At 59.9% G+C, this 24,137-nt stretch carries 22 protein-coding genes; 7 read left to right on the top strand and 15 right to left on the bottom strand.

Annotated elements, in window-relative coordinates; translation table 11 throughout:
- Positions 1–64: 64 nt before the first annotated feature.
- From C9422_RS05330 to C9422_RS05320, 3 genes are all read right to left on the bottom strand, one after another.
- Complete coding sequence (locus tag C9422_RS05330; RefSeq protein ID WP_116579921.1) at positions 65–1,411, bottom strand: ATP-binding protein; 1,347 nt, start codon at positions 1,409–1,411, stop codon at positions 65–67.
- Entirely contained in the window at positions 1,408–2,085 is a 678-nt protein-coding gene (locus C9422_RS05325) for a response regulator transcription factor (protein WP_007980106.1), read from the bottom strand. Before C9422_RS05325 ends, C9422_RS05330 begins: the two co-directional genes overlap by 4 nt.
- A gap of 119 nt (positions 2,086–2,204) precedes the next feature.
- A complete protein-coding gene (locus tag C9422_RS05320; protein ID WP_116579920.1) occupies positions 2,205–2,807 on the bottom strand; it encodes a hypothetical protein in 603 nt (200 codons plus the stop codon).
- A 146-nt stretch (positions 2,808–2,953) separates the two neighbouring features.
- Between C9422_RS05320 and C9422_RS05315 the strand changes: the two genes are divergently transcribed.
- On the top strand, positions 2,954–3,745 hold the full coding sequence (locus C9422_RS05315; protein ID WP_116579919.1) for a dienelactone hydrolase family protein: 792 nt from the start codon (positions 2,954–2,956) through the stop codon (positions 3,743–3,745).
- A 152-nt stretch (positions 3,746–3,897) separates the two neighbouring features.
- The gene (locus C9422_RS05310; protein WP_116579918.1) at positions 3,898–4,617 is read left to right on the top strand and encodes a 4'-phosphopantetheinyl transferase; all 720 of its coding nucleotides are present in this window, start codon (positions 3,898–3,900) and stop codon (positions 4,615–4,617) included.
- Positions 4,618–4,741: 124 nt separating this feature from the next.
- Here the strand turns inward: C9422_RS05310 and C9422_RS05305 are convergent, their stop codons facing one another.
- Positions 4,742–6,352 carry an ATP-binding protein gene (locus C9422_RS05305; protein WP_116579917.1) on the bottom strand — a complete coding sequence of 537 codons (1,611 nt, stop codon included), beginning with the start codon at positions 6,350–6,352 and terminating at the stop codon, positions 4,742–4,744.
- Entirely contained in the window at positions 6,349–7,071 is a 723-nt protein-coding gene (locus C9422_RS05300; RefSeq protein WP_102699803.1) for a response regulator, read from the bottom strand. The genes C9422_RS05305 and C9422_RS05300 overlap by 4 nt, the downstream gene beginning before the upstream one ends.
- Positions 7,072–7,806: 735 nt before the next feature.
- Between C9422_RS05300 and C9422_RS05295 the strand changes: the two genes are divergently transcribed.
- Positions 7,807–10,701 carry a ribonucleoside-diphosphate reductase subunit alpha gene (locus C9422_RS05295; protein WP_104449074.1) on the top strand — a complete coding sequence of 965 codons (2,895 nt, stop codon included), beginning with the start codon at positions 7,807–7,809 and terminating at the stop codon, positions 10,699–10,701.
- Positions 10,702–10,943: 242 nt separating this feature from the next.
- Here the strand turns inward: C9422_RS05295 and flgE are convergent, their stop codons facing one another.
- From flgE to C9422_RS05260, 6 genes are all read right to left on the bottom strand, one after another.
- On the bottom strand, positions 10,944–12,257 hold the full coding sequence (gene flgE / locus C9422_RS05290; RefSeq protein ID WP_116579916.1) for a flagellar hook protein FlgE: 1,314 nt from the start codon (positions 12,255–12,257) through the stop codon (positions 10,944–10,946).
- Between the two features lie 31 nt (positions 12,258–12,288).
- A complete protein-coding gene (flgD, locus tag C9422_RS05285; protein WP_116579915.1) occupies positions 12,289–13,011 on the bottom strand; it encodes a flagellar hook assembly protein FlgD in 723 nt (240 codons plus the stop codon).
- 15 nt (positions 13,012–13,026) lie between these two features.
- Positions 13,027–13,470 carry a flagellar basal body rod protein FlgC gene (gene flgC, locus C9422_RS05280; RefSeq protein ID WP_007980123.1) on the bottom strand — a complete coding sequence of 148 codons (444 nt, stop codon included), beginning with the start codon at positions 13,468–13,470 and terminating at the stop codon, positions 13,027–13,029.
- Between the two features lie 3 nt (positions 13,471–13,473).
- Complete coding sequence (gene flgB, locus C9422_RS05275) at positions 13,474–13,881, bottom strand: flagellar basal body rod protein FlgB (RefSeq protein WP_008051530.1); 408 nt, start codon at positions 13,879–13,881, stop codon at positions 13,474–13,476.
- Positions 13,882–14,258: 377 nt separating this feature from the next.
- The gene (gene cheR / locus C9422_RS05265; protein WP_007980127.1) at positions 14,259–15,086 is read right to left on the bottom strand and encodes a protein-glutamate O-methyltransferase CheR; all 828 of its coding nucleotides are present in this window, start codon (positions 15,084–15,086) and stop codon (positions 14,259–14,261) included.
- 45 nt (positions 15,087–15,131) lie between these two features.
- Positions 15,132–16,064, bottom strand: a complete 933-nt coding sequence (locus C9422_RS05260) for a chemotaxis protein CheV (RefSeq protein WP_015096472.1) — start codon at positions 16,062–16,064, stop codon at positions 15,132–15,134.
- A gap of 83 nt (positions 16,065–16,147) precedes the next feature.
- On the opposite strand from C9422_RS05260, the gene flgA reads away from it, so the two are divergent.
- From flgA to C9422_RS05240, 4 genes are all read left to right on the top strand, one after another.
- Positions 16,148–16,906, top strand: coding sequence for a flagellar basal body P-ring formation chaperone FlgA (gene flgA / locus C9422_RS05255; RefSeq protein WP_116579913.1), 759 nt, complete (start codon positions 16,148–16,150; stop codon positions 16,904–16,906).
- A gap of 169 nt (positions 16,907–17,075) precedes the next feature.
- A complete protein-coding gene (flgM, locus tag C9422_RS05250) occupies positions 17,076–17,402 on the top strand; it encodes a flagellar biosynthesis anti-sigma factor FlgM (protein WP_007980134.1) in 327 nt (108 codons plus the stop codon).
- Positions 17,403–17,450: 48 nt separating this feature from the next.
- Positions 17,451–17,918, top strand: coding sequence for a flagella synthesis protein FlgN (locus tag C9422_RS05245; protein ID WP_116579912.1), 468 nt, complete (start codon positions 17,451–17,453; stop codon positions 17,916–17,918).
- A gap of 93 nt (positions 17,919–18,011) precedes the next feature.
- On the top strand, positions 18,012–18,758 hold the full coding sequence (locus tag C9422_RS05240; RefSeq protein WP_116579911.1) for a flagellar brake protein: 747 nt from the start codon (positions 18,012–18,014) through the stop codon (positions 18,756–18,758).
- Between the two features lie 64 nt (positions 18,759–18,822).
- Here C9422_RS05240 and C9422_RS05235 read toward each other — a convergent pair whose 3' ends face one another.
- The 4 genes from C9422_RS05235 to C9422_RS05220 all read right to left on the bottom strand — a co-directional run bounded on the left by C9422_RS05235 (position 18,823) and on the right by C9422_RS05220 (position 24,095).
- On the bottom strand, positions 18,823–20,199 hold the full coding sequence (locus tag C9422_RS05235) for an MFS transporter (RefSeq protein ID WP_116579910.1): 1,377 nt from the start codon (positions 20,197–20,199) through the stop codon (positions 18,823–18,825).
- 70 nt (positions 20,200–20,269) lie between these two features.
- On the bottom strand, positions 20,270–21,514 hold the full coding sequence (locus C9422_RS05230; protein WP_165824756.1) for a glutamine synthetase family protein: 1,245 nt from the start codon (positions 21,512–21,514) through the stop codon (positions 20,270–20,272).
- Positions 21,515–21,801: 287 nt separating this feature from the next.
- The gene (locus C9422_RS05225) at positions 21,802–22,494 is read right to left on the bottom strand and encodes a sensor histidine kinase KdpD (RefSeq protein ID WP_116579908.1); all 693 of its coding nucleotides are present in this window, start codon (positions 22,492–22,494) and stop codon (positions 21,802–21,804) included.
- Positions 22,491–24,095 (bottom strand): tetratricopeptide repeat-containing response regulator, encoded by a 1,605-nt coding sequence (locus C9422_RS05220; protein ID WP_116579907.1) that lies wholly within the window; start codon positions 24,093–24,095, stop codon positions 22,491–22,493. The genes C9422_RS05225 and C9422_RS05220 overlap by 4 nt, the downstream gene beginning before the upstream one ends.
- Positions 24,096–24,137: the final 42 nt, after the last annotated feature.

Below are 24,137 nucleotides of genomic sequence, written 5' to 3'. Positions count from 1 at the left end.
TCAAAACCCTGTGGGAGCGGGCTTGCCCGCGAAGAGGCCCGAAAGAGCACTATCAAACTCCCGGTTAAACCACCGGAAAATGAATCCGAAACGCCGCCCCGCCCATCGGTGAATCCCCCAAGGTCAGTTGGGCGCCGTAGCTCTCGATGATGTCCTTGACCACCGCCAGGCCGATGCCCTGCCCCGGATGCTGACGGTCCAGGCGCTCACCGCGCTCGAGAATCCGTGCGCGCTGATCCGGCGGTACACCGGGCCCGTCGTCCTCGACACACAACTCGGTGCCGCTGAGGGTTTCACGCACGCTGATACGTATTTCGCCGAGGCACAGGCGATAGGCGTTTTCCAGCAGATTACCCATCATTTCCAACAAAGCGCCCTGCTCGATCGGTACATGGCACGGGTCGGGCAGGTCGAACGCAACGTGCACGCGCTTGTCGCGATAGACCTTGTCCAGCGTGTCGCACAGACTTTTCAGCACCGGGTGCAAGTGCACCTGATGACGTACCAGACCACTCTTGCGCAGGCTGGCGCGCTGCAATTGATAGCTGATCTGCTGGCTCATGCGTTCGATCTGGGTTTGCAGCACCCAGGCCTGATCGCGATCCTCGGGACGCTGGGCCATGTCTTCACTGACGCCCTGCAACACCGCCAGCGGCGTTTTCAGGCTATGGGCCAGGTCATCGAGGGAATCACGATAGCGACTGCGCTGCTCACGTTCACTGTGCAGCAAACGGTTGAGGGAGCCGGTGAGGCGCAGCAATTCCCGGGGATGTTCCTCGCTGAGGCTTTCACGCGTACCACCTTCAATCTGGTCCAGCTCCTGGCTCAAGCGCCGCAATGCCTGCAAGCCCCAGGTCAGGCCGATCCACAGCAACGCCAGCAGTACCAGCAGTGCCGCCCCAAAACCCAGATAGAGATTTTCCCGCAGACCTTCGAGGGTCAGTTCGTACTCGCGAACCGGTTGCAGGGCCACGATGCTGAAGGCTGCACTTTTGCCGCCGAGCAACTTGACCTCGACGTCGTAGACGAAGAATTCCTGGCCATTGGCTTCGCGGATCCGCGCAAACTCGTTACCACGTCCGTCATAACGTGGCTTGTAATTGATGCGCTCTTCCCGGGTCGCCTTTGAGCGCCAGACCAGATGCCCTTCGCGGTCATAGATATAGCCGAGCAGTCGGCTGTCGGTGAGGTTGAAGCGCTCGTCGGGCAATTGCGCCGGCATTTGCAGGCTGTTGTTCTCCACGCGGGCGGCGGAGATCAACGTGGTCACGTCCGATGCCAGACGCTGCTCGATGGAGTCCTGCAACGCCAGGCTGAAGGCGCCCTGCATCGCCGGCAGCAACGCCAGCATGAACAACACCGCCAACAGCGTGGCGGCGAGCATCAAGCGAATGCGCAGCGAACGGATCAAGTGCAACGCTCATTGAACAGGTAGCCCAGGCCGCGCACGGTGTCGATCGGCTTGAAGCCGCCCGGCCCCTCCAGTTTGCGGCGCAGACGGCCGACCAGCACCTCGATCACATTCGGATCACGCTCGTCGTCATCCGGGTAGAGCTGTTCCATCAAGCGGTCCTTGGGCACCACTTGCTGATGGTGGCGCATCAGGTATTCGAGAATGCGGTACTCATACGCGGTCAGTGCCAGCGGCTGTTCGTCGAGGGACGCCTGCTTGCGATTGAGGTCCAGCAGCAAGGGACCGGCGACGATGGTCGACTGGGTGAAACCGCTGGAGCGGCGCAGCAAGGCATTCAGGCGAGCTTCCAGCTCTTCGAACTGGAACGGTTTGACCACGTAATCGTCGGCGCCGGCGGCCAGGCCTTCGACCTTGTCCTGCCAGTTGCCGCGCGCGGTGAGGATCAGGATCGGGAAGGTCTTGCCACCTGAACGCAACTGGCGAATCAGGTCGAGCCCGCTCATGCCCGGCAGACCGAGGTCGATCACCGCCAGGTCAAAGTTGAATTGCGCGGTCTGGTACAACGCCTCTTCGGCGTTGGCCACGGACTCGACCACGTGGCCGCTTTCCGTCAGGCGGGTTTTCAGGTGATGACGCAGCAACGCTTCATCTTCGACGACCAGCAGTTTCATAACACTCTCCCGGGCAAATCAACATCTCCAGAGGCGCAACGCCGCGCCTCAATAGCTAACATGGCAACGCCGGATCGTCACTCGGACCGATCCGGCGCAGGCCGCTCACGAAACGCTTGTCAGAAAGCGTAGTTGGCGGACAGGTAGGTCTGGGCGCTGCTGGTCAGGTCCAGCGAACCCTGCTTGCTGCCACCACGCTCACTCATCTCGGTGCTGGCGTTGCTGCGCAGGTAACGGTAACCCAGTTCAACCGAGGTGTTTTGCGAAACCTGTTGCAGCACACCCACCTGGCCACCAATGGCGTAGCCGATATCGCTGTCGCGACTGAAGCCTGGCGACTCCTGGGTCATTTTGGTCAGGCCCGCCGTGGCGCCGCCGAACAATTTGGTGCTGCCGCCCACCGGGTAGAACAGATCGTAGCTGCCCAGGAGGTTTTCCTGACGCAGTTTAATGCCGTTGTGCGAGCCCGACACGTTGTCGTAAGTGGCGTAGTAACGGCCCTGGCTATTCTGCTGGCCCAGACGCACACCCCAGGTGGTGTCCTTGCCGATTACACCGTCGGCGTTCGGGTGATTGAGGTTGTCGTTCAGGGCGTGGGATTTTTTGACCTTGTCGCTGGTCTGTCCAAGAGTAAGGCTGGCGAAGTTGTCGTCGGACGCGAAGGCTGCGGTGCTTGCGCCCATAACCGTGAATGCCAGAAGCAGTTTTTTGAATGCAGTCATTGGGGAGTTTCCTCATGTGCCGTTTGTTTTTTGGGTACGAGGCAAGGTTACGCACCGCGCCCTGAACTCCCCCTGAACGCACTCTGAACCTGGGCTGAACCACCCTTTCCCGAATGTTTCGACACGTTTCAACAGGAGTTCCGACCATGCGCATATTCTTCGCTGTTCTCCTGCTGGCCTTGAGCGGGCTCAGCCAGGCTGCCATCCAGACCCGGGAAATCCCCTACCAAAGCGCCGATGGCACAAAAATGATTGGCTACTTCGCCTACGATGACGCCCTCAAGGGTCCGCGCCCCGGGGTCGTGGTGGTGCATGAGTTCTGGGGCCTGAACGACTACGCCAAGCGCCGCGCCCGGGATCTCGCTGGCCTGGGCTACAGCGCCCTGGCCATCGACATGTACGGCGACGGCAAAAATACCGAGCACCCCAAGGACGCCATGGCCTTCATGCAAGCCGTGACAAAAGACAGTGCCGTGTCCAGCGCGAGGTTTCAGGCGGGGCTCGACCTGTTGAAAAAACAACCGCAGACCGATCCGCATAAAATCGCCGCCATCGGCTACTGCTTCGGCGGTGGCGTGGTGCTCAATGCCGCCAGACAGGGCGTGCCATTGGCAGGCGTGGTGAGTTTCCATGGCGCGTTGGCAACCAATACGCCGGCAACGCCAGGCAGCGTCAAGGCGAAGATTCTGGTGGAACACGGGGCGCTGGACAGCATCGTCACCCCGGAAAACATCACGGCTTTCAAAAGTGAGATGGACAAGGCCGGGGCCGACTACACATTTGTCAGCCTCGACGGCGCCAAGCATGGGTTCACCAATCCGGATGCCGATCGGTTGAGCCATGGCGAGCATGGCGGACCGGACATTGGTTACAACAAGGCCGCCGATGAAAAATCGTGGGCGGACATGCAGGCGTTCCTCAAAAAGATCTTTGGTTGAACCGGTAGACCGCTTCGCGAGCAGGCTCGCTCCCACAGGAATTGTGCAAGCGACACAAATCCACTGTGGGAGCGAGCCTGCTCGCGAAGGCGGCAATACCAATCTGAAGCTTTGCACTACCCAGACCCAATGCAACCCGGCAAAATGCCGACATGAATCCAGCACTGCCCGTCTGCTGCACCCCCCTCGATGACCACTGGCCGCTACCGTTCGTGCTGCCCGATACGGTCCTGTTGAGCACTCACTTCGATAGCGCCCGACTGGCCAGCGATGACTTTCAGCGCAGCGCAGTGGAGGTGCCGGCGAGCATTCAGCGCTCTGTCGCCAAACGGCAGGCGGAGTTTCTCGCCGGGCGGGTGTGCGCGCGGGCTGCGTTACAGCGCCTGGAAGGTTTGAGCGTCATTCCGGCCATTGGTGAAGACCGGGCACCGGTCTGGCCTGCTCATATCACGGGCTCGATCACCCATAGCACAGGCCGGGCCGCGGCGATTGTCGCGAACAAAAGCCATTGGCGCGGCCTGGGCATGGACCTGGAAAACCTGCTCAATGTCGAACGCGCCGAACGCCTGGCCGGGGAAATCCTCAACCCGCCGGAGCTACAACGCATGGCGGCCGGTACTCGCGAGCAACGGGCGTTACTGGTGACCCTGACGTTCTCGGTCAAGGAAAGCCTGTTCAAGGCACTCTATCCGATCGTTCAGCAACGGTTTTATTTCGAACACGCCGAAGTGCTGGAGTGGCGTGAGTCGGGTGAGGTGCGGCTGCGACTGCTCACGGATTTGTCCGGCGAATGGCGCAACGGCACCGAGCTGGATGCGCAGTTCGGGGTCAAGGATGGGCAGTTGTTGAGTCTGGTCAGTATCAAGGCCTGAGAGTTTTCGGTGCTTGGTATGGCCCCTTCGCGGGCAAGCCCGCTCCCACAGGTTTTGTGTCGTACACAAGTCAACTGCGGGAGCGGGCTTGCTCGCGAAAGCGGTTGAACATTCGCCGGAAGGCTCAACGCTTCTCCTGATTGCGCGGCCAGCTCAGGCTGAAACACGCCCCACCCAGACTCTTGCTCTTGCCGATCAACGCACGCCCGTCGTGCCAATGGATGATACGCCGCACGATCGACAACCCCAGCCCATGCCCGCCCGACGCACGGGTGCGACTGTCGTCCAGACGCAGGAACGGCGTAAAGATCTTCTCCCACGCCGACTCCGGCACCCCCGGCCCGTCGTCCTCGATATCCACTCGGCAGCGCTGTTGCCCCACCTGATAGCTGATGGTCACCCGTGATTGCGCATGGCGCATGGCATTGCTCACCAGGTTCTGGATCGCCCGGTGCAGATAACGCGGTTCGGCCTCGACCCAGGCATCGTCGTTATCGGCGGCCGACAGGCACAAACCCCGCTGTACCGTGACGTCGGCACGCAACGGCGCCAGTTCCTCAATCACCTGGTTGACCAAGGCATCCAGATCGATCCGCTGGAAATTCAGTGCCGGAGAACCCTGTTCGAGCCGCGCGTAGGTCAGCATCTCGTCCACCAGCCGGTCGAGATCCTCGATGTCGTTGTCCATGCCCTGGCAGTATTTTTCCAGGGCTTGCGGCGTGGTGGCCGACCCGATCATCTCCAGGCCAAAGCGCAGGCGCGCCACCGGCGTGCGCAACTCATGGGACACCGCGCGCACCAGTTCGCGCTGGATCGCCAACAACTGCTGCAAGTGCTCGGCCATGCCGTTGAACGCCGAAGCCAGCCGTCCCACCGAGTCCGCGCCACGCGCCGGCACGCGGGTTTCCAGGCTGCCCTGGGCAATGCGCGTGGCGGCGGCCTCCAGGCCACGCAAACGCCGCTCGAGCTGGCGCACCAACAGATAAACGATCAAACCGATCAGCGTCAGGCCCAGCGCGGCGATCAGCACCAGCCATTGCGGGGGATAAGGATTCATCTGATACAAAGGGCCGATTTCCAGGACCCACGGCGTGCCGACCATGCCGGCAAACACCCGGATCGAATCGCCCTCCTTGCCCAGCGCCATCACGGTGTCGCCCTCGGACACCCGGCGGCTCTGGTCTTCGTCCATGTCCGCCTCGTCAACCGTAACCAGGCGCAGGTCGAAGCCAAAGCCCTTGTCTTGCTTCAATTGCGCCAGCCGCATGGGCTGATCGGCTACAGGGGTGCGCACCAGCTCATCGGTCAACAGGTAAATGGTTGCCCGGGCCAGTTGCTCGCTGATCTGCTGCACTTCCCCGGTCAGCATCAACTGTTCTTTGTCGCTGACCAGCTTGTAGACCTTCGCCGCGTGCGGGCCGGTCTGTTCCACCAATGCCTGGCCGCGCAACACACGGGTGCGCTGGGTCAGGTCCAGGTCAGTTTCGACAAAGGTTTTCAGCGCCAGCGGAATGCCCAGCAACCGCTCCCACACCAGCAAGGCCCGATGGCGCTCGGTCTGGTTCATCGGTTGCAGGTTGTCGGCCATCAGCGAAAAGGTGCCGTGGGCCAGGCGCTCGCGGTATTGCTCGCTGCGCACCTGATTGAGCAGGTGCAACGCCAGCACACCGAGCACCGCCACCAGAATCAGCGCGGCACACATGCCGCCATAGATACGCAGGAAGATCGAGTTCACAGGGTCTGGTCTACGCAAGCCTCGGGAACAAACAGATAGCCTTTGCTGCGCACGGTCTTGATCAACCGTGGATGCTCCGGGTCATCGCCGATCTTGGGACGGATGCGCGAGATGCGCACATCGATGGAGCGGTCCTGACCGTCATAACCGATACCTCGCAGCGCAGTGAAGATCTCTTCCCGGGAGAGAATGCGCCCGGCATTGGCCACCAACAGCCAGAGCAAGTCGAATTCGGCGCTGGTCAGTTCGATGCCGTTGCCCTGCAACCAGGCTTCGCGCAAGGCGTTGTCGACGATCAGCGGGCCGAACTGCAGACGCCGTTGTTTTTCCGGGGCAACTTCAGGCGTTTCGCTACGGCGCAGCAGGGCCTGGATGCGCGCCAGCAGCAGGCGCGGGCGTACCGGTTTGCAGACGTAGTCGTCAGCCCCCAGGTCCAGGCCGAGAATCTGGTCGGTATCATCGGTGCGAGCGGTGAGCATCAGGATCGGGCCGTCATAACGGGCGCGGACCTTGCGGCAGATGCTCAAGCCATCTTCGCCGGGGAGCATCAGGTCGAGGATCACCAGGTCCGGTTGTTCCTTGATAATGCGGTTCGCGGCGAGAGCACCATTCCCTTCGATCGACACACGCAGGCCATTGGCTTCCAGGTAATCGCGGGTCAGTTCGGCCAGTCGCTGGTCGTCCTCCACAATCAATACCTGCCAGGCTTCTTGCTCCACGGGTGACCTCTGCTTGCCAAAAACACTAATAAGGAAGGATCCGCCCGTTTTTTTGTAATGATTCGGGGGGACAAATATGTATACACGCTGGGCCGAATGTATAAACGCCGCTCGTCGAGAACACAAGCGGGTAAATGCGTTCGGACAACGCGGTTTTTTGTGATAGGGTTCGCGCCCTTAAAAATCTGATAAGCCATTTTCGCCAGGTCAAAATCACTGAAAATAGCTTCAATCCAGCTACGTCGCGGCCTACACGCCGCTTCCCCCTTTCACACACAATATACGCACAGGTTTATCCACAGGCAGCACGTTGCATTCGCCCCCCAAAACGCATTATCTTGTAGCCCGCGCGTTGCAAAATACCTACATGTAGGGTTTTACGCTGAAAACCAAACACAAACCGGACAGCAATTTCAAGCGCTTTTCATGCGTCTTTTTCGGTTGAACCAAACGTATTTTTCGAAGACCAAACCGCGCGTGCGGATGGCTACTGTATTTCGACCCAAAGTGGTGAAAACGGTACGGGTGTTGCAGTCATAACTGACATCTGGAAAGGAATGCGGTATCGAGCACCGGCTCGCACCAAAACTTCGGCACGGACGGCCTCATTAGCCTTTTTCCTACTGTCCCGAAGTTGTTATGCCCGACGCCATGTCGGTTGTAGTGCTTCAGGACGGAACGGTGGGCACCGTGATGGTGCCCAAACAAACATAGAGAATGTGGAGACACTCCCCCATGCAAACCGACACAACTCGCGAGAACCCGCAGGGCACCTTGCCGCAGGCCGCTGATTCGAATTCGGATCTGTCCGCCACCGCGCCTGGCCAACTGCGCGTGATCAAGCGTAATGGCACTGTCGTTCCTTACACCGATGACAAGATCACCGTCGCTATCACCAAAGCGTTTCTCGCAGTTGAAGGCGGCACCGCTGCTGCCTCGTCGCGAATCCATGACACCGTTGCCCGCCTGACCGAACAGGTCACCGCGACCTTCAAGCGTCGCATGCCATCGGGCGGCACCATCCACATCGAAGAAATCCAGGACCAGGTCGAACTGGCCCTGATGCGTGCCGGCGAGCAGAAAGTCGCTCGCGACTACGTGATCTACCGCGACGGTCGTTCGAAAGAACGCGCTGCCCACGCCCCGGCCGAAGCTGCGGTCAACGCACACCCGTCGATCCGCATCACCCGCGCTGACGGCACTTTCGCGCCGCTGGACATGGGCCGCCTGAACACCATCGTCACCGAAGCGTGCGAAGGCCTGGAAGAAGTCGACGGCGACCTGATCCAGCGCGAAACCCTGAAGAACCTGTACGACGGCGTGGCCCTGACCGACGTCAACACCGCCCTGGTGATGACTGCCCGTACCCTGGTTGAACGCGAGCCGAACTACTCGTTCGTGACCGCCCGCCTGCTGATGGACACCCTGCGTGCCGAAGGCCTGGGCTTCCTCGGCGTCGCCGAAAGCGCCACCCACCACGAGATGGTCGACCTGTACGCCAAGGCGCTGCCGGCCTACATCGCCAAGGGTATCGAATACGAGCTGCTGAACCCTGAGCTGGCCTCCTTCGACCTGGAAAAACTGGGCAAGGCGATCAACCACGAGCGCGACCAGCAATTCACCTACCTGGGCCTGCAAACCCTGTACGACCGTTACTTCATCCACAAGGATGGCGTGCGTTTCGAACTGCCGCAGATCTTCTTCATGCGCGTGGCCATGGGCCTGGCGATCGAAGAGAAAGACCGCGAAGCCCGTGCCATCGAGTTCTACAACCTGTTGTCGTCCTTCGACTACATGGCTTCGACCCCGACCCTGTTCAACGCCGGCACCCTGCGTCCACAGCTGTCGAGCTGCTACCTGACCACCGTGCCGGATGACCTGTCGGGCATCTACCACGCGATCCACGACAACGCCATGCTGTCGAAATTCGCAGGCGGCCTGGGCAACGACTGGACGCCGGTTCGTGCGCTGGGTTCGTACATCAAGGGCACCAACGGCAAGTCCCAGGGCGTGGTTCCGTTCCTCAAAGTAGTGAACGACACCGCCGTAGCCGTTAACCAGGGTGGCAAGCGCAAAGGCGCTGTGTGTGCCTACCTGGAAACCTGGCACATGGACATCGAAGAGTTCATCGAGCTGCGCAAGAACACCGGTGATGACCGTCGTCGTACCCACGACATGAACACCGCCAACTGGATCCCTGACCTGTTCATGAAGCGTGTCTTCGATGACGGCAAGTGGACCCTGTTCTCGCCGTCCGAAGTGCCGGACCTGCACGACCTGACCGGCAAGGCCTTCGAAGAGCGCTACGAGTACTACGAAGCCCTCACCGAGTACCCGGGCAAGGTCAAGCTGTTCAAGACCATCCAGGCCAAAGACCTGTGGCGCAAGATGCTGTCGATGCTGTTCGAAACCGGCCACCCATGGCTGACCTTCAAGGACCCGTGCAACCTGCGCAGCCCGCAGCAGCACGTCGGCGTGGTCCACAGCTCGAACCTGTGCACCGAGATCACCTTGAACACCAACAAGGACGAGATCGCCGTTTGCAACCTGGGCTCGATCAACCTGCCGAATCACATCGTCGACGGCAAGCTGGACACCGCCAAGCTGCAACGCACCGTGAACACTGCCGTGCGCATGCTCGACAACGTGATCGACATCAACTACTACTCGGTGCCGCAAGCGAAGAACTCCAACTTCAAGCACCGTCCGGTCGGACTGGGCATCATGGGCTTCCAGGACGCCTTGTACCTGCAGCACATCCCGTACGGTTCGGACGCAGCCGTCGAGTTCGCCGACAAGTCGATGGAAGCGGTCAGCTACTACGCGATCCAGGCTTCCTGCGACCTGGCTGACGAGCGCGGCTCGTATGAGACGTTCCAGGGTTCGCTGTGGTCCAAAGGCATCCTGCCGCTGGATTCGCAACAGATCCTGATCGAGGCCCGTGGCCAGAAGTACATCGATGTCGACCTGAACGAAACCCTGGACTGGGCACCGGTTCGCGCCCGTGTACAGAAAGGCATTCGTAACTCCAACATCATGGCCATCGCACCGACCGCGACCATCGCCAACATCACCGGCGTATCGCAGTCGATCGAACCGACCTACCAGAACCTGTATGTGAAATCGAACCTGTCGGGCGAATTCACCGTGATCAACCCGTACCTGGTTCGCGACCTCAAGGCTCGCGGTCTGTGGGACTCGGTCATGATCAACGACCTGAAGTACTACGACGGTTCGGTGCAGCAGATCGAGCGTATCCCGCAAGAACTCAAAGAGCTCTATGCGACCGCCTTCGAAGTGGACACCAAGTGGATCGTCGACGCGGCCAGCCGTCGTCAGAAGTGGATCGACCAGGCTCAATCGCTGAACCTGTACATCGCCGGCGCTTCGGGCAAGAAGCTGGACGTGACCTACCGCATGGCTTGGTACCGTGGCCTGAAAACCACTTACTACCTCCGTGCCCTGGCCGCAACCAGCACCGAGAAGTCGACCATCAACACCGGCAAGCTGAACGCTGTTTCCAGCGGCGGCAACCACGGTGAAGATTCGGTCCTGGCAGCGCCTGCCGGCCCTGCTCCAGTGCCGAAGGCTTGCGCCATCGACGAGCCGGATTGCGAAGCTTGCCAATAAGCTGAGCTGGTAAGCACTGAAAGGTGCTGACTCGAAACCCCCGATGAGCCTCTGGTTTATCGGGGGTTTTTCTTTTGCCCGTGAAAAAGATCGCAGCCTCGCTTCGCTCGACAGCTCCTACATTGAAATGCGATTCCTGTAGGAGCTGTCGAGCGAAGCGAGGCTGCGATCTTTTGATCTGTATCTTGCACTCACAAAAAAGCCCCTCTCTCGAGGGGCTTTTTATGCAGCACTTTCCAGCATCAGGTCATCTGAATGATGGTCTGCATGATGGTGCTCTGAGTCGAGATGGTCTTGGCGTTCGCCTGGTAGTTGCTCTGCGCCTTGATCAGGTCGACCAGTTCGTTGGTCAGGTTGACGTTGGACTCTTCCAGGGAGTTGGAAACGATCGAACCCAGGGTGCCAGTCTGCGGCGCATCGTAGCCCGGGATGCCCGACGTGTAGGTTTCTTTCCAGCTTGTGCCGCCTACCGGCTGCAGGCCTTGCTCGTTGGTGAAGCTGGCCAGGGAAATCTGGCCGATCGGCTTGGTCTGGTTGTTGCTGAAGTTGGCCAGCAGCACACCGCTGCCATCAATGGTCAGGTTGGTGATCTGGCCGGTGGCGTAGCCGTTCTGCGCAGGAATCGAACGCGCAGTGTCGGCGTTGAACTGCGTGGTGTTGCTCATGGAAGTGGTCACACCTGCCGGATCGGCGGCGGCGCCGTTGGCTGCCCATACACCGTTGGTCACTTTGCCTGGAACCCAGTTGGTGATCTTCAGATCCGGGCTGACGACAGGCGGAGTACCTGGAGTGGTAACCGAAACCAGCTTGCCACTCGAATCGAAAGCCATGGTCGAAGGGATCGGAGCCGTCACGGCAGGATCACTGCCATCCGGGTTGCGACCATCGATCAGGGTGTAGGTATCCCAGGTGTTCGGACCCGTCTTGACCATGTACTGGTCCATGGGGTGCTGGTTACCCTGCGTATCGAAAACCGGGGTAGTGAACTGCTTGGTGTAAGTGGCGGGCTTGCTCGGATCGAACTTGTTGGTCGCCACCGTCTGATCGATCACCGGCGCCGTGGAGTTCAGGTTGATCGTCGACGAAACGGTGTTGGTGGCCTTCGGCGCCAGGTTGGAGGTATCGATTCGCAGGTCGGTCAACACGCCGTTGAGAATCTTGCCATTGGCATCCACACCGTAACCCTGCAATCGGGCCGTGCCGTCGCTGTTGGTGACGTAGCCTTCCTTGTCGGTCTTGAACGTACCGGCACGGGTGTAGGTCAGCGAACCGTTGTTGTTCAGGACGAAAAAGCCGTTGCCCTGGATACCCATGTCGAGCACGTTGCCGGTGTTGCTCACGTCACCCTGGGTGAACTGCTGGGAAACGTTGGCCAGGCGCACGCCGTTGCCGATGGTCTTGCTGCCGGTGCCCAGGCGGGTCGCCGAGTACACGTCTTCGAATTCTGCACGGGACGATTTGAAACCCGTGGTCGCGACGTTGGCGATGTTGTTGCCGGTAACGTCGAGTTGTTTGTTGGATGCAAAGAGACCGCTAAGACCGATATTGAAAGACATATTTCACTCCTTTGTGCCGGGTTAGTCGGCTTTACATACCAATGGTTTGTACTTTGGACAGGGCAACGCTGCCCAGCCCGGCCAGATTGAGCATCAACTCACCGCCGGTCTGGCTGATGGTCACGCTGTTGACGGTCGCGGGCAGGTTGGTGATCAACGCGACGGACTTGCCATCAATCTCGGTCGTGGCGCCGAAGGTGTAGGTGCCCGCAGGTACCGTCTCACCCGCATCGTTCTTGCCGTCCCAGATGAAGCTGGCGTTGCCGGCCTTCTGCGAACCGAGGTCGATGGTGCGCACGGTCTTGCCGGTTGAGTCGGTGATCTTCAGGGTGGCGGACGCCACCGAAGACGGCACCACCACCGTACCGCTCAGGCTCTTGGTGGTATCGACCACAGCCTTGTCGCCCGGCGCGATGACCGAACGGCCCACCAGCGACGACGCCTGCAAGGCCTGGGACGAGTTGTAGTTGCTGGCCAGGCCGCTCACGGTGTCGTTGAGCGTGGTGATGCCTTCCAGGCTGCTGAACTGCGCCAGCTGGGCCACGAACGCACCGTTGTCCTGAGGCTCCAGCGGGTTCTGGTTTTTCAGCTGGGTCACCAGCAACTGCAGGAACGCATCCTTGCCCAGGGCCTTGTTGCCCGAGGCGCTGCCGGCTGCCGAGGCGAGGCCGTCAGTCGTGGTGTTGGTCTTGATCGAAGAGTTGGCCAGGATGTCGTTGAGGCTCAAACCGCTGGTGGAATCGGTAACACTCATCTGAGTCGCCCCTTATCACTGACCGAGGGTCAGCACTTTCTGCATCATGGTTTTGGCGGTGTTCATCATTTCGGCGTTGGTCTGGAACGAACGGCTCGCGGAAATCATGTCAGCCATCTCTTCAACCACGTTGACGTTCGGGTAGTAGACATAGCCCTTGGCATCGGCGGCCGGATGGTTCGGCTCGTAGCGCGCTTCGAGATTGCTCTGGTCTTCGACCACACCCAGCACCTGCACGCCTTGGCCGGCGGCGTCCTGGCTCTGGAACAGCGAGTCGCTGCCGCCGCTCTGGCCACCCTGGAACATGGTGGCGAATACCGGGTGACGCGCGCGGTAGGTCTGGTCGATGCTCGACGAGACGGTCTCGGCGTTGGCGATGTTCGAGGCAACGGTGTTCAAACGCGTGGTCTGCGCACTCATGCCGCTACCGGCAATGTTGAAAACACTGGATAGAGACATGGCTTACTCTCCGCGCAGGGCTGACACCAGCCCTTTGAATTTGCTGTTGAGCAGGGTGAAGCTGGCCTGGAAGCCGATCGCGTTTTCCGCGTAGTTCGACTGTTCCAGCTGAGCGTCCACGGTGTTCTGGTCGATCGACGGTTGCATCGGCGTGCGATACAGCAACGACTCGTCGCCATTGCCCAGGCCTTCCGCTTCGATATGACGGCTGTTGGTCATGTTCAAGGCGAAGGTGCCGCTTTTGGTTTTCTCGTTCTGCTCGGCGAGCACTTTCGAGAAGTCCAGGTCCCGAGCCTTGTAGTTCGGGGTATCGGCGTTGGCGATGTTATTGGCCAGGACTTCGGCACGCTGGGCGCGGAAGCCCAGGGCTTGTTCGTGGATACCGAGCGCTTTATCGAAGCTGATGCTCATGTCGGGAAACCTTCGGGTGACCTGATTTTTCGTAGGATCAACTTAGCAAGCCCCATGCCAATTCAAAACCCCCCGGAAACCGGGGCTTTGCCGGACATGGCAACGCGGCAATGCCAGAAAAGCGGCAACGGTTTTCCGCCGCCTGCCGCTTTTCTGCCGCTTTCCCGAGTTCCGCACTGCCCCCTCCTGAATCGGGCACCGTCCCTTACTGGATCGAACGCCGCCCCCTGTAGGAGCTGCCGAAGGCTGCGATCTTTTGATCTTAAAAAACAAGATCAAAAGATCGCAGCCTTCGGCAGCTCCTACCTGATGCAAAAGCGGCGCGCATAAAAAAGGAGTCCCTGAGGACTCCCGTTTTTATACGTGCCGCTTTTGCATCATTTCGCCTGGTAAATGATCCCCGGGCTGCACTGGACCATCTGGTAATGATCCGGCAAACCGTTCAACGCTTCGGAAGCACCGAGGAACAGGTAACCCCCCGGCTTCAACGTGCTGTGGATGCGCAACAGGATGTCCTTCTTCACCTCGGCGGAGAAGTAGATCAGCACGTTGCGGCAGAACACGATGTCGAACTTGCCGAGGCTCGCGTAACTGTCCAGCAGGTTGAAGGAACGGAATTCCACCCGGCTCTTGATCGGCGCCTTGATCGCCCAGCGCCCCGGCCCTTTCGGGTCGAAATAACGCTGCAGGCGCTCGGGCGACAGACCGCGGCCGATGGCCAGGCTGTCGTACTCGCCGGTCTTGCAGTTGTTCAGCATGGTGCCGGACAGGTCGGTGGCAACGATCTGTACGCCCATCCTCAACTGGCCCATATTGACCCGTTCGAACTCGTCGATGGACATCGACAGCGAATACGGTTCCTGGCCCGACGAGCACGCCGCCGACCAGATACGCAGGCGCTGGCCGGGGCTGGCCTTGATCGCTTCGGGCAGGACCTTGTTCTTCAAGACTTCAAACGGGTAGGTATCACGAAACCACAGGGTTTCGTTGGTGGTCATGGCATCCACCACCTGCTCGCGCAAACCGCTGCGCGGCTGGGTCTGCATGCGCTGAACCAGCTCACCCAAAGACTTGATGCCTTGCTGTTCCATCAGTTTGTTGAGACGGCTGGAGACCAGGTATTGCTTGTTTTCACCGAGCAAAATGCCACAGGCTTTTTCCAGGAATACCCGGAACTGTTCGAAATCCAAATTACCCGTAGACAATGATGCCGCCTCTTAAATCGTGTTGACTGCCAGGGGCGCAGGCCCCTAGCTGATATCTGCTGCTTTGATCCGGTCGACTACCCGGGATGCCAGGTCATCAGGACGGAATTTGGCCAGGAAGTCATCGGCACCGACCTTCTTGACCATCGCCTGATTGAATACCCCCGACAACGAAGTATGCAGGATGATATGAAGCTTTTGCATGCGCGGGTCGTTGCGGATTTCCGCCGTCAGGGTGTACCCGTCCATCTCCGGCATCTCGATGTCGGAGATCATCATCAGGAACTCTTCTTCCGGCTTCTTGCCCTCGTCGACCAGTTTGCGCAGGTAATCCAGCGCTTGCCGACCATCGTTCAACGCCACCACTTCGACGCCGACCGTTTGCAGGCAACGCGTGACCTGCTTGCGCGCCACCGAGGAGTCGTCGACCGTCAGCACACGCAACGAAAGCGCCTTGTGCTGGGTTTCGACATCCACCACGCCGACAGAAATCGCTTCCGGCGTCGGTGCCACTTCCGCGAGCACCTTCTCGACATCGATGATTTCGACCAACTGATTGTCGACCCGCGTCACCGCCGTCAGGTAGTGATCGCGCCCGGTGCCCTTGGGTGGCGGATGGATCTCCTCCCAGTTCATGTTGACGATGCGCTCCACCGAGCGCACCAGGAAACCCTGGGTCTTGGTGTTGTACTCCGTGATGATCACGAACGGATTGTTCTTGTCCTTCAACGCACCGGAGCCGGTCGCCATTGCCAGATCAAGGATCGGAATGGTCGCCCCCCGGATGTTCGCCACGCCGCACACGACAGGACTGGACTTGGGCATCAACGTCAGTTGGGGGCATTGCAGCACCTCCCGAACCTTGAAAACGTTGATCCCGTACAGCTGCTGGCCGTCGAGACGGAACAACAACAGCTCAAGGCGATTCTGCCCCACCAGTTGCGTGCGCTGGTTTACCGAATCCATTACACCAGCCATGCCCAGACTCCTACACCAACGCCAAGTGTTGTTGCGACGCGCCTTCATCACTAAACGGCACGGCGCTTGCTTTTTTAATCGTTATGAACACAGAACCGACATTTTTCCGACGCCTGACCACACCCTACCGCAAATTACTCGGCGTGCTGGCGGCTGTTTGCCTGTTCAACGCTGGCAGCCCTGCCCTTGCTGACGCGGTTACCTTGCCTGACATGCTTATCGGCGTCACTCAGGGCTTTCTTGAATTCACCGTAGAAGACTATCTGGCAACCAGTCAAACGGAAGGTCGCTACGAGATCCAGGTCAACCCGCTCGACCCGCGCATGCACATGCCCATGTGCGACAAGGAATTGACAGCAACGCTCGAGACTCCAAAGCCGCTGGGACGGGTCACGGTCAAGGTCCGCTGCGAGGGCGCCTCCCCCTGGACTGTCTTCGTACCCGCTCAAGTCCGCCTGTTTCGCGATGTCGTGACCAGCGCCCGGCCACTGCGCCGTGCCGCCATTGTCGAGCCTGAAGATGTGGTGCTGCGCGAGCGCGATATCAGCCTGATCAGCCAGGGCTACCTGACGTCCCTCGACCAGGCGATCGGGCAGCGATTGACCCGACCAATGGTCACCGACCAGGTAATTACCCTGGTACATATCGAACAGGCAGAGGTGATCCGCAAGGGGGATCAGGTGGTGATTACCGCCCGCAGCGGTACGCTCAGCGTGCGCATGCCCGGCGAAGCCCTGTCGAACGGCAGCCTGAGCGAACAGATCCGGGTGAAAAACCTCAACTCCCAGCGGGTCATCAAGGCGCAGGTGATGGCGCCGGGGCAGGTGGAAGTGTCCATGTAAGGCGCTCGGTTCATCGGAATGTGGCGCTCGTCGCGGCTGTTCCCTAGACTGTGCTCCATGCAGGGCAAGCGCTGACGCGCGCGAGGTTCATTGATAAATGAGCCTAAAGTTTTCCAGGGAATGGCCGAAACCATGGCAAGCGTCCAAATTCCCAGAGGTTTTTTTTATCATGGTCATCGATTTCAGCCGTTTGAACAGCTCCTCGTCCCTGACGGGCAGTACACGTACCAGCGCCAGCAAGGAAAGCGCCGAAGCCGGCAAAACCGCGCCGCTGGAATCCGCGGCCGAACAGGCCGGTACCGTCAACAGCGGGGAATCGGTACATATCAGCAATGAGGCTCAACAGTTGCAGAAGGTCACTGACACGCTGCGCGATCAGCCTGCCGTCGACAAAGCCCGCGTGGCCGAGTTGAAAGCAGCGATTGCCGATGGCAGCTATAAAGTCGACAGCAACCGTGTAGCCAGCAAACTGCTCAACTTCGAAGCCCAGCGCTAGGCCACCGCCGGCGCCAGGCTTTTGGACGCTTAAAACCCAAGGCCAGCCATGCACGACACTCAGCTACTGCAACTGATCACCGACGACTTTGCTCCAGCGAAACACCTGCTGGAATTGCTGCAGACCGAATCCCTCGCCTTGCATGGCCGTGACATGCCATTGCTCGAGGGCATCCTGGCGCAGAAACAGGCATTGGTCGTCTTGCTCGAACAGCATGGGCGCAAGCGCAGTGAAATTCTCGCCAGCCTCAACCTGCCGACCAACCGCGGCGGGCTGGAGCAACTGGCCAGCCAGTCGAGCATTGGCGACCAGTTGCTGGCGCAAAGTGACGTGCTGAGCGATCTCCTGGTCCAGTGCCAGGCCAGCAATGCCAGCAACGGTCAATCGATCCTCACTCAGCAGGCCGCTACGGCCACCCAGCTGAGAATTCTCAACGGTGGTGAAACCCCGGCGCTTTACGATGCCAGCGGAACATTCTCCAAGCTTGCTAAGCCGCGCCCGCTCAGTCAGGCTTAGGCCGCTTGATGCGCCCGCTCTATCCAAGACGCGAAAGATGCTGGCAAAATGCTGGCTAGTCGTAGTCAAATTTTGTCTGGAGATTGATTAACCGTGTCCAATGCCTTATCCGTGGATGATGCTCCGCAGCCCCCCAAGGTGCTCTCCACGCCCTTGGAAATCTCCAGCAATCTGCGCCAGCTGCTCGAAAGCCATGACCCGCTGATCATCACGTTCCACGAGCGCAGCCAGCGCTTCCAGAGCTATCTGGTGGAACTGGACCGTGACAGCAACATGATTGCCCTGGACGAAATGATCCCTCGCGATGGCGAGCGCTACCTGATGGCGGGCGAACCCTTCAGGGTCGAAGGCTTCCACGAAGGTGTGCGCATTGCCTGGGAAAGCAACGGCCAATTGAACATCGACGAATCCGGTGGCAGCCGCTGCTATCGCGGCACCCTGCCCGATGAAGTGGTGTACCACCAGCGCCGCAATGCGTTCCGCGCGGCCTTGAAACTGGCCCAACTGGTCAACGTCAATCTCGACGGCGAAAAGCTCAAGGCCCCCATCAGCGGCAAGCTGCTGGATATTTCCGCTACCGGCTGCAAACTGCGTTTCGATGGCGACATCACGGGCAGCCTGCAACTGGGTCAGGTGTACGACCGCTTCAACGCCGACTTGCCCTTTGGCAAGATGACGGCGCCGGTCGAGTTGCGTTATCTGCACTTCGAAGAAAAGATCTCCACCACCTTCGCCGGCGTTCGTTTCCACAACATGAGCGGACTGGTGCAGCGTCAGGTCGAACGCTTCGTCTACCAGTTGCAGCGTGAAGCGCGCCGCTTCGACAAAGACGACATCTGATAGAACCTCCACAAAAAACGGGCAGTCCCTTGCGGTGACTGCCCGTTTTTTTTATGCCCCGGCTTTAAGGCCTGGCCTCGCTGAAGTTAGGGTCCCGCCCTGTATCAGGGTCTTGCGGCGGCTGATCGGTTTCAGTTTCGGTGACAGGTTCTGGCTCAGGCTCTGGCCCGGCACTCACCGGAGTGTGCATCTGATCCTGCACCACCTGCTCATCGACACGCGGGTCGAGGCAGGCCACCAGTGGCGAACTCGTCATATTGTCCGGCATGGCCACGTGATGCAGCGGTGCGTCGTCGACCTGATGCAGGTTGGTCACCGCTTTCGGGCGAATCCGCCACACCAGCACCAACGCAAAGAAACTGAAGAACGCATAGAGCATCTGGCTGCCAAACAGCTTCATCAGCACACCGGCCACCAGTGGTCCGATACTCGCACCCACGCCATAGGTCACCAGCAACATTGCCGTCAGGGACACCCGGCGATCGCCTTCGACGTGGTCATTGGAGAACGCCACCGCCAACGGATACAGACAGAACTGCACTAGCGAGCAGAGGAAGCCGGCGATGAACAATACCTCCAGCGGCACCTGCGGCATGATCGCCAGCGGCAGGGCAGCCAGTGCCAGGCTGAAGGCGAAACTGCGGATCAGCACGGCCCGATCGTAGCGGTCGGACAACCAGCCCAACGGCCACTGCACCAGCAGCCCGGCAAAAATGCAGCTACCCATGAACAGACCGACCTGCTCCGTGGACAACCCTTGCTGCGAGGCATACAGCGGCGCCAGACCGTAGAACGAACCGACAATCAGGCCCGCCCCGAGCACCGTACTCAATGATTGCGGGACACGCTTGATAAAGAACCGTGGCTCCATCGGCGCAGGATGCAAGGGTGCAGGGTGAATCCGCCGGGTCAGGGCCACAGGCACCAGGCACAGGGCAAAACACAGGGCGACCAGCATCAGCAGTTCCAGCCCCAGCGCCGGGTGCATGACCAGTATCAGTTGCCCCAGCACCAGGCCCAGGTACGAAGCGATCATGTAACCGCTGAACACCATGCCGCGCTGATTGGCATCGGCCTGCTCATTGAGCCAGCTCTCGATCACCATGTACTGGCACATCATGCCCAGACCCACTATGACCCGCAGGAACAGCCAGGCCGGCAGCCAATCGACCAGGCCATGGCCCAGCACCGCCGCGCCGACGATCCCGGCACAGGCCGAGTAGGCCCGGATATGCCCGACCCGGGCAATCAAGCGGTGACCGATCTTGCCCCCCAGCACCAGGCCGAAATAGTTGGCGGCCATCAACGCACCGACCCACAGGCTGTCGACATGGTCGGCCGCCAGGCGCAAGCCCAGGTAAGTACTCAACAGGCCCGAGCCGATCAACATCATCAGCGAGGCGAAATACAGTGCTCGAAAGGATTTCCAGATTTGGCGCATCGGCGTTCCGAGCGGCTCCTTGCAGTGAGAATCGGCTATCGCTAAACGATAGCCGGATGTCGACAGATCGTCAGGCCTGGGCGGCTAAAACACGTCGTTCCCAGGGCGTAATTTCATCATGGAAACTGCTCAGCTCCAGGGTCTTCGAAGCGATGTAGCCTTCGATGAATTCCGTGCCGAACAGTTCCTTGGCCAACTGGCTACGTTTCAGACGCTCAAGAGCCGCATGCAAGGTACACGGCAATGAAAGATTGTCCGGAACTTCGAATTCACCCTGGATCGGTGCGCTCGGCTCCAATGCGTTCTCGATGCCATGCAACCCTGCCGCCAGGCTTGCGGCAATCGCCAGATACGGGTTGGCATCGGCGCCGGGCAAACGATTTTCGACCCGTCGAGCCACTGGCAAACTGGCCGGGATACGCAGGCCGGCTGCCCGGTTGTCGTGGGACCAGCAGGCATTGTTCGGTGAAGCGTAAGGGTGGCACAAGCGCTGATAGGAGTTCACGTTCGGCGCAAACAATGCGGTGAAGTCGGCCATGCACACTTGCTGGCCGGCAATGAAATGGCGGAAGGTGGCCGTCTCCTGCCCCGCCTCGTCACTGAACACGTTACGCCCCGAATCGATCTCGACCACGCTCTGGTGAATATGCATCGAACTGCCCGGCGTATGCGCCAAGGGCTTGGCCATGCAGACCACGCTCAGGCCGTGCTTGAGAGCCACTTCCTTGAGCAGGTGCTTGAACAGGAACGTCTGGTCGGCCAGCAGCAATGGATCGCCATGCAGCAGGTTGATCTCGAACTGGCTGACGCCCATCTCGTGCATGAAGGTATCGCGAGGCAATCCCAGCGCCGCCATGCACGCGTAGACTTCATTGAAGAACGGCCGCAAGCCGTTGTTGGAGCTGACGCTGAACGCCGACTGACCGTCCTCGCGGCGACCGTCCTGCCCCACCGGTGGCTGGAACGATTGAGTCGGGTCGGTGTTAGGCGCAAAAACGAAGAACTCAAGCTCGGTCGCCACCACAGGCGCCAGGCCGCGGGCCGCGTAACGGGCAATCACCGTCTTGAGCTGGCCACGGGTCGACAGGTTGGAGCTGGTGGTAGTGCCCAGTTCGTTCGCGTCGCAAATGGCGAAAGCGCGCGGTGGACTGCTCCAGGGCAAGCGGTGGATTTGTGCAGGGTCCGGAATCAGCGCCAGGTCGCCATCATCGCTGCCATAAAACCGCGCCGGCGGGTATCCGCCCATGATGCATTGCAGCAGCACACCCCGCGCCAGCTGCAAACGTCGACCGTCGAGAAACCCCTCGGAGGTCATCACTTTGCCCCGTGGAACGCCATTCAAATCCGGCGTGACACATTCAACTTCATCAATGCCCGTCAATCGCTGCGCGAGTGAACTCAGGCCAACGGTCGTCATGACGCTATCCTTGTTATTGTGCGGGCCGCGAACGGCGACCGTACAAAATAGGCTCCGCGTGTTCGGAATTTCAAGCAGCCCACATCAATAAAGACACAAAACCCCGTAGGAGCTGCCGAAGGCTGCGATCTTTTGACTTCCAGGATCAAAAGATCGCTGCCTTCGGCAGCTCCTGCGAGAAACAATCATGGAAGGAAAAGTCTGAAGACCCCACCGCCCAACGGACCGCCATTGCTGATCTCGGTGTGCCCGCCCACGCCGTTGCGTTGATGCAGTGCGGCAATTCGTCCGGCAAAGTACAGGCCCAGGCCGGTGCTGCCAGTGCTTTGATTGATGCCCTGCGCGTAATCGGCCTGACGCTCGATCATCGGCGCCGGATAGCCCTCGCCATCGTCATTGATGGTCAAAACCAGTTGCCCGGCTTCGTCACTGACACTGATCAGAACGGCATGCCGTGCAAAACGAATGGCGTTGTTGATGCAGTTGGCCAATACCGACGCGATCAACTCGCGGTCGAAGAAACCCAGCGGGCTCAACGGGTCCACTTCATAGGTGGCCATGATGCCGCGGCTGGCGAACACCTCTTGATGACACGCCAGTTGCGCTTCGATGAAGTCGTCCAGCTCATGGTAGGCCGGTTGCAACGGCATCTGGTTGACGCCGAGCTTATACAGCCCCAGCAATTGCACCAGCATGCCGTTGAGGTGGGCGAACTCGAAGTCGATCACGCCCTGCTCCGGCGTCTGCTGCGCCGACTCCGGCAAACGCCCCAGCCACTGGCTGTGGGCCTGCATCAGCATGGCCAGCGAGTTCTTCATGTCGTGCACGGTGGAGGCGATCACCGTGGAGAAGTCCAGTGCCTGTTCGTGTTCGTTCATTGGCCAAACGCCTTGCTTTTGAGCTTTTGGTAACGTGGAAAACGCGCGTCGGTGTCGGGCATCAGGCCGACCATTTTCAGGCAGGTCCGGCATTCCTCCAGCTCCGCCGAAGCAACGCTGGTATCGGTGCCGTGCAACAGCGACTGCGCCATGTTCAGGGCGATACTGATGTTCTTCGGTTGCATGGCCAGGGCTTTGCGAAAGACCTGCCGGGCCTCCACCAGATTGCCCGTCTTGTAGACGCGCACGCCCTGACGGTTGAGCTCAGCGGCGGCGTTGCCGGCATTGAGGATGCTCGGGTCATCGGTCTGCTTGGCGATGTCCTTCATGACCGCCGGATCGTCGCCGTAGATTTCCACGCAGTTTTTCAGCATCGCGGTGCCGGCTTCGGACTGCCCGAGCATTTTCAGTTGCTTGGCCACCAGCAACGCCGCTTCGGCGCTCATGAATTGCTCCATGCCGTCGAGGCGCAACAGGGCCTGCTCGGTGAGCTTGTCGGCCGTTTCCGCATCGTTGATCAGCAGACTGGTGGCCTTCATCAAGCGCGCACGAATTTGCAGGCCAGGGTCGCTTGGGTTGTCCTTGGCCACTGCGCTCAGCGTGGTGTTGATTTCCAGCCGGGTGCGGGTATCCAACCCCCTGTCGCTGCCCTTGCTGATCAAGGCGTGAGCCAGGCCGAGGTTACTTTCAGGGTCCTTGAAGCGTGACTGCGCGCCTTGGGCTACCGCCTGACGATAGGCTTTGGAGGCGGTATCGAAGTCCTCGTTGGTCATTGCCAGCTTGCCCAGCGCCGCTTGCCGGCGCACCGCCAGCGGCGACAGGCGAATCGCTTCTTCGAGAACGCGCTGCGCCCCCTTGGTGTCCCCTTCGGCGACCAGCACGTCAGCCATGCCGTCATACAACGACGGCATCATCGGGAACACTTTCAGGGCTTTTTCGTAGATGCCTTTGGCCTGCCCGACCTGACCGCGCTTGAACAGCAACTTGCCCAACCCGGCAAACGCCCAGGGCAACGGACGGTCGGCGATGATGCCGTCGTACAGCCGCTCCAGCGCTTCGTTCTGATTGAGGTCGCGCAAGGCATCGGCGCGATAGCGCAGGCACAACGGCGAGTAACGGATGTCTTGCTTGCACAGGGCGATGCAGGCGTTGAGCACCTCCATCGGCTTGCCCCGGTCGAGCGCCTGCAGGATCGGCTTGAGCAAGGTCTTGCGCTGCTCCAGGCGCTCCAGGCGCTGGGCCAGGCTGGACCGGTTGAACGGCTTGGTCAGGTAGGCATCGGGTTCATGCTCCAACGCACTGAGCACCATGGCCTGGCTGGTTTCGGCGGTGACCATCACGAACACCGCTTCATGGCTGATCAACTTTTCTTCCATCAGGTCTTCGAGCACCTGCTGGCCATTCTTCTTGCCGTCACCCAGGTGAAAGTCCTGCAGGATGAAATCGTAGGCCTTCTGCGAACACATTTTCAGCGCCTGTTCGCCGGTATCGGCAGTGTCCACTTCCTTGACGCCCAGTTCGCGCAGCATCGAGCGAACCGAACTGCGGAAGTCCGAGAAATCATCGACGATCAGAAAACGCTTTTGGTGATACGACAGCATCGAAGATTTCCAGGCAATTTAAGAAGGAGAACCCAAAGGCAA

Origin of the sequence: Pseudomonas sp. B1(2018) (assembly GCF_003097365.1) — a bacterium.
In the GTDB taxonomy this organism is placed as follows: Bacteria; Pseudomonadota; Gammaproteobacteria; order Pseudomonadales; family Pseudomonadaceae; genus Aquipseudomonas; species Aquipseudomonas laurylsulfatiphila.
Note: the sequence above shows the minus strand (reverse complement) of the source record. Positions and strands in the feature narration are given on the sequence as shown.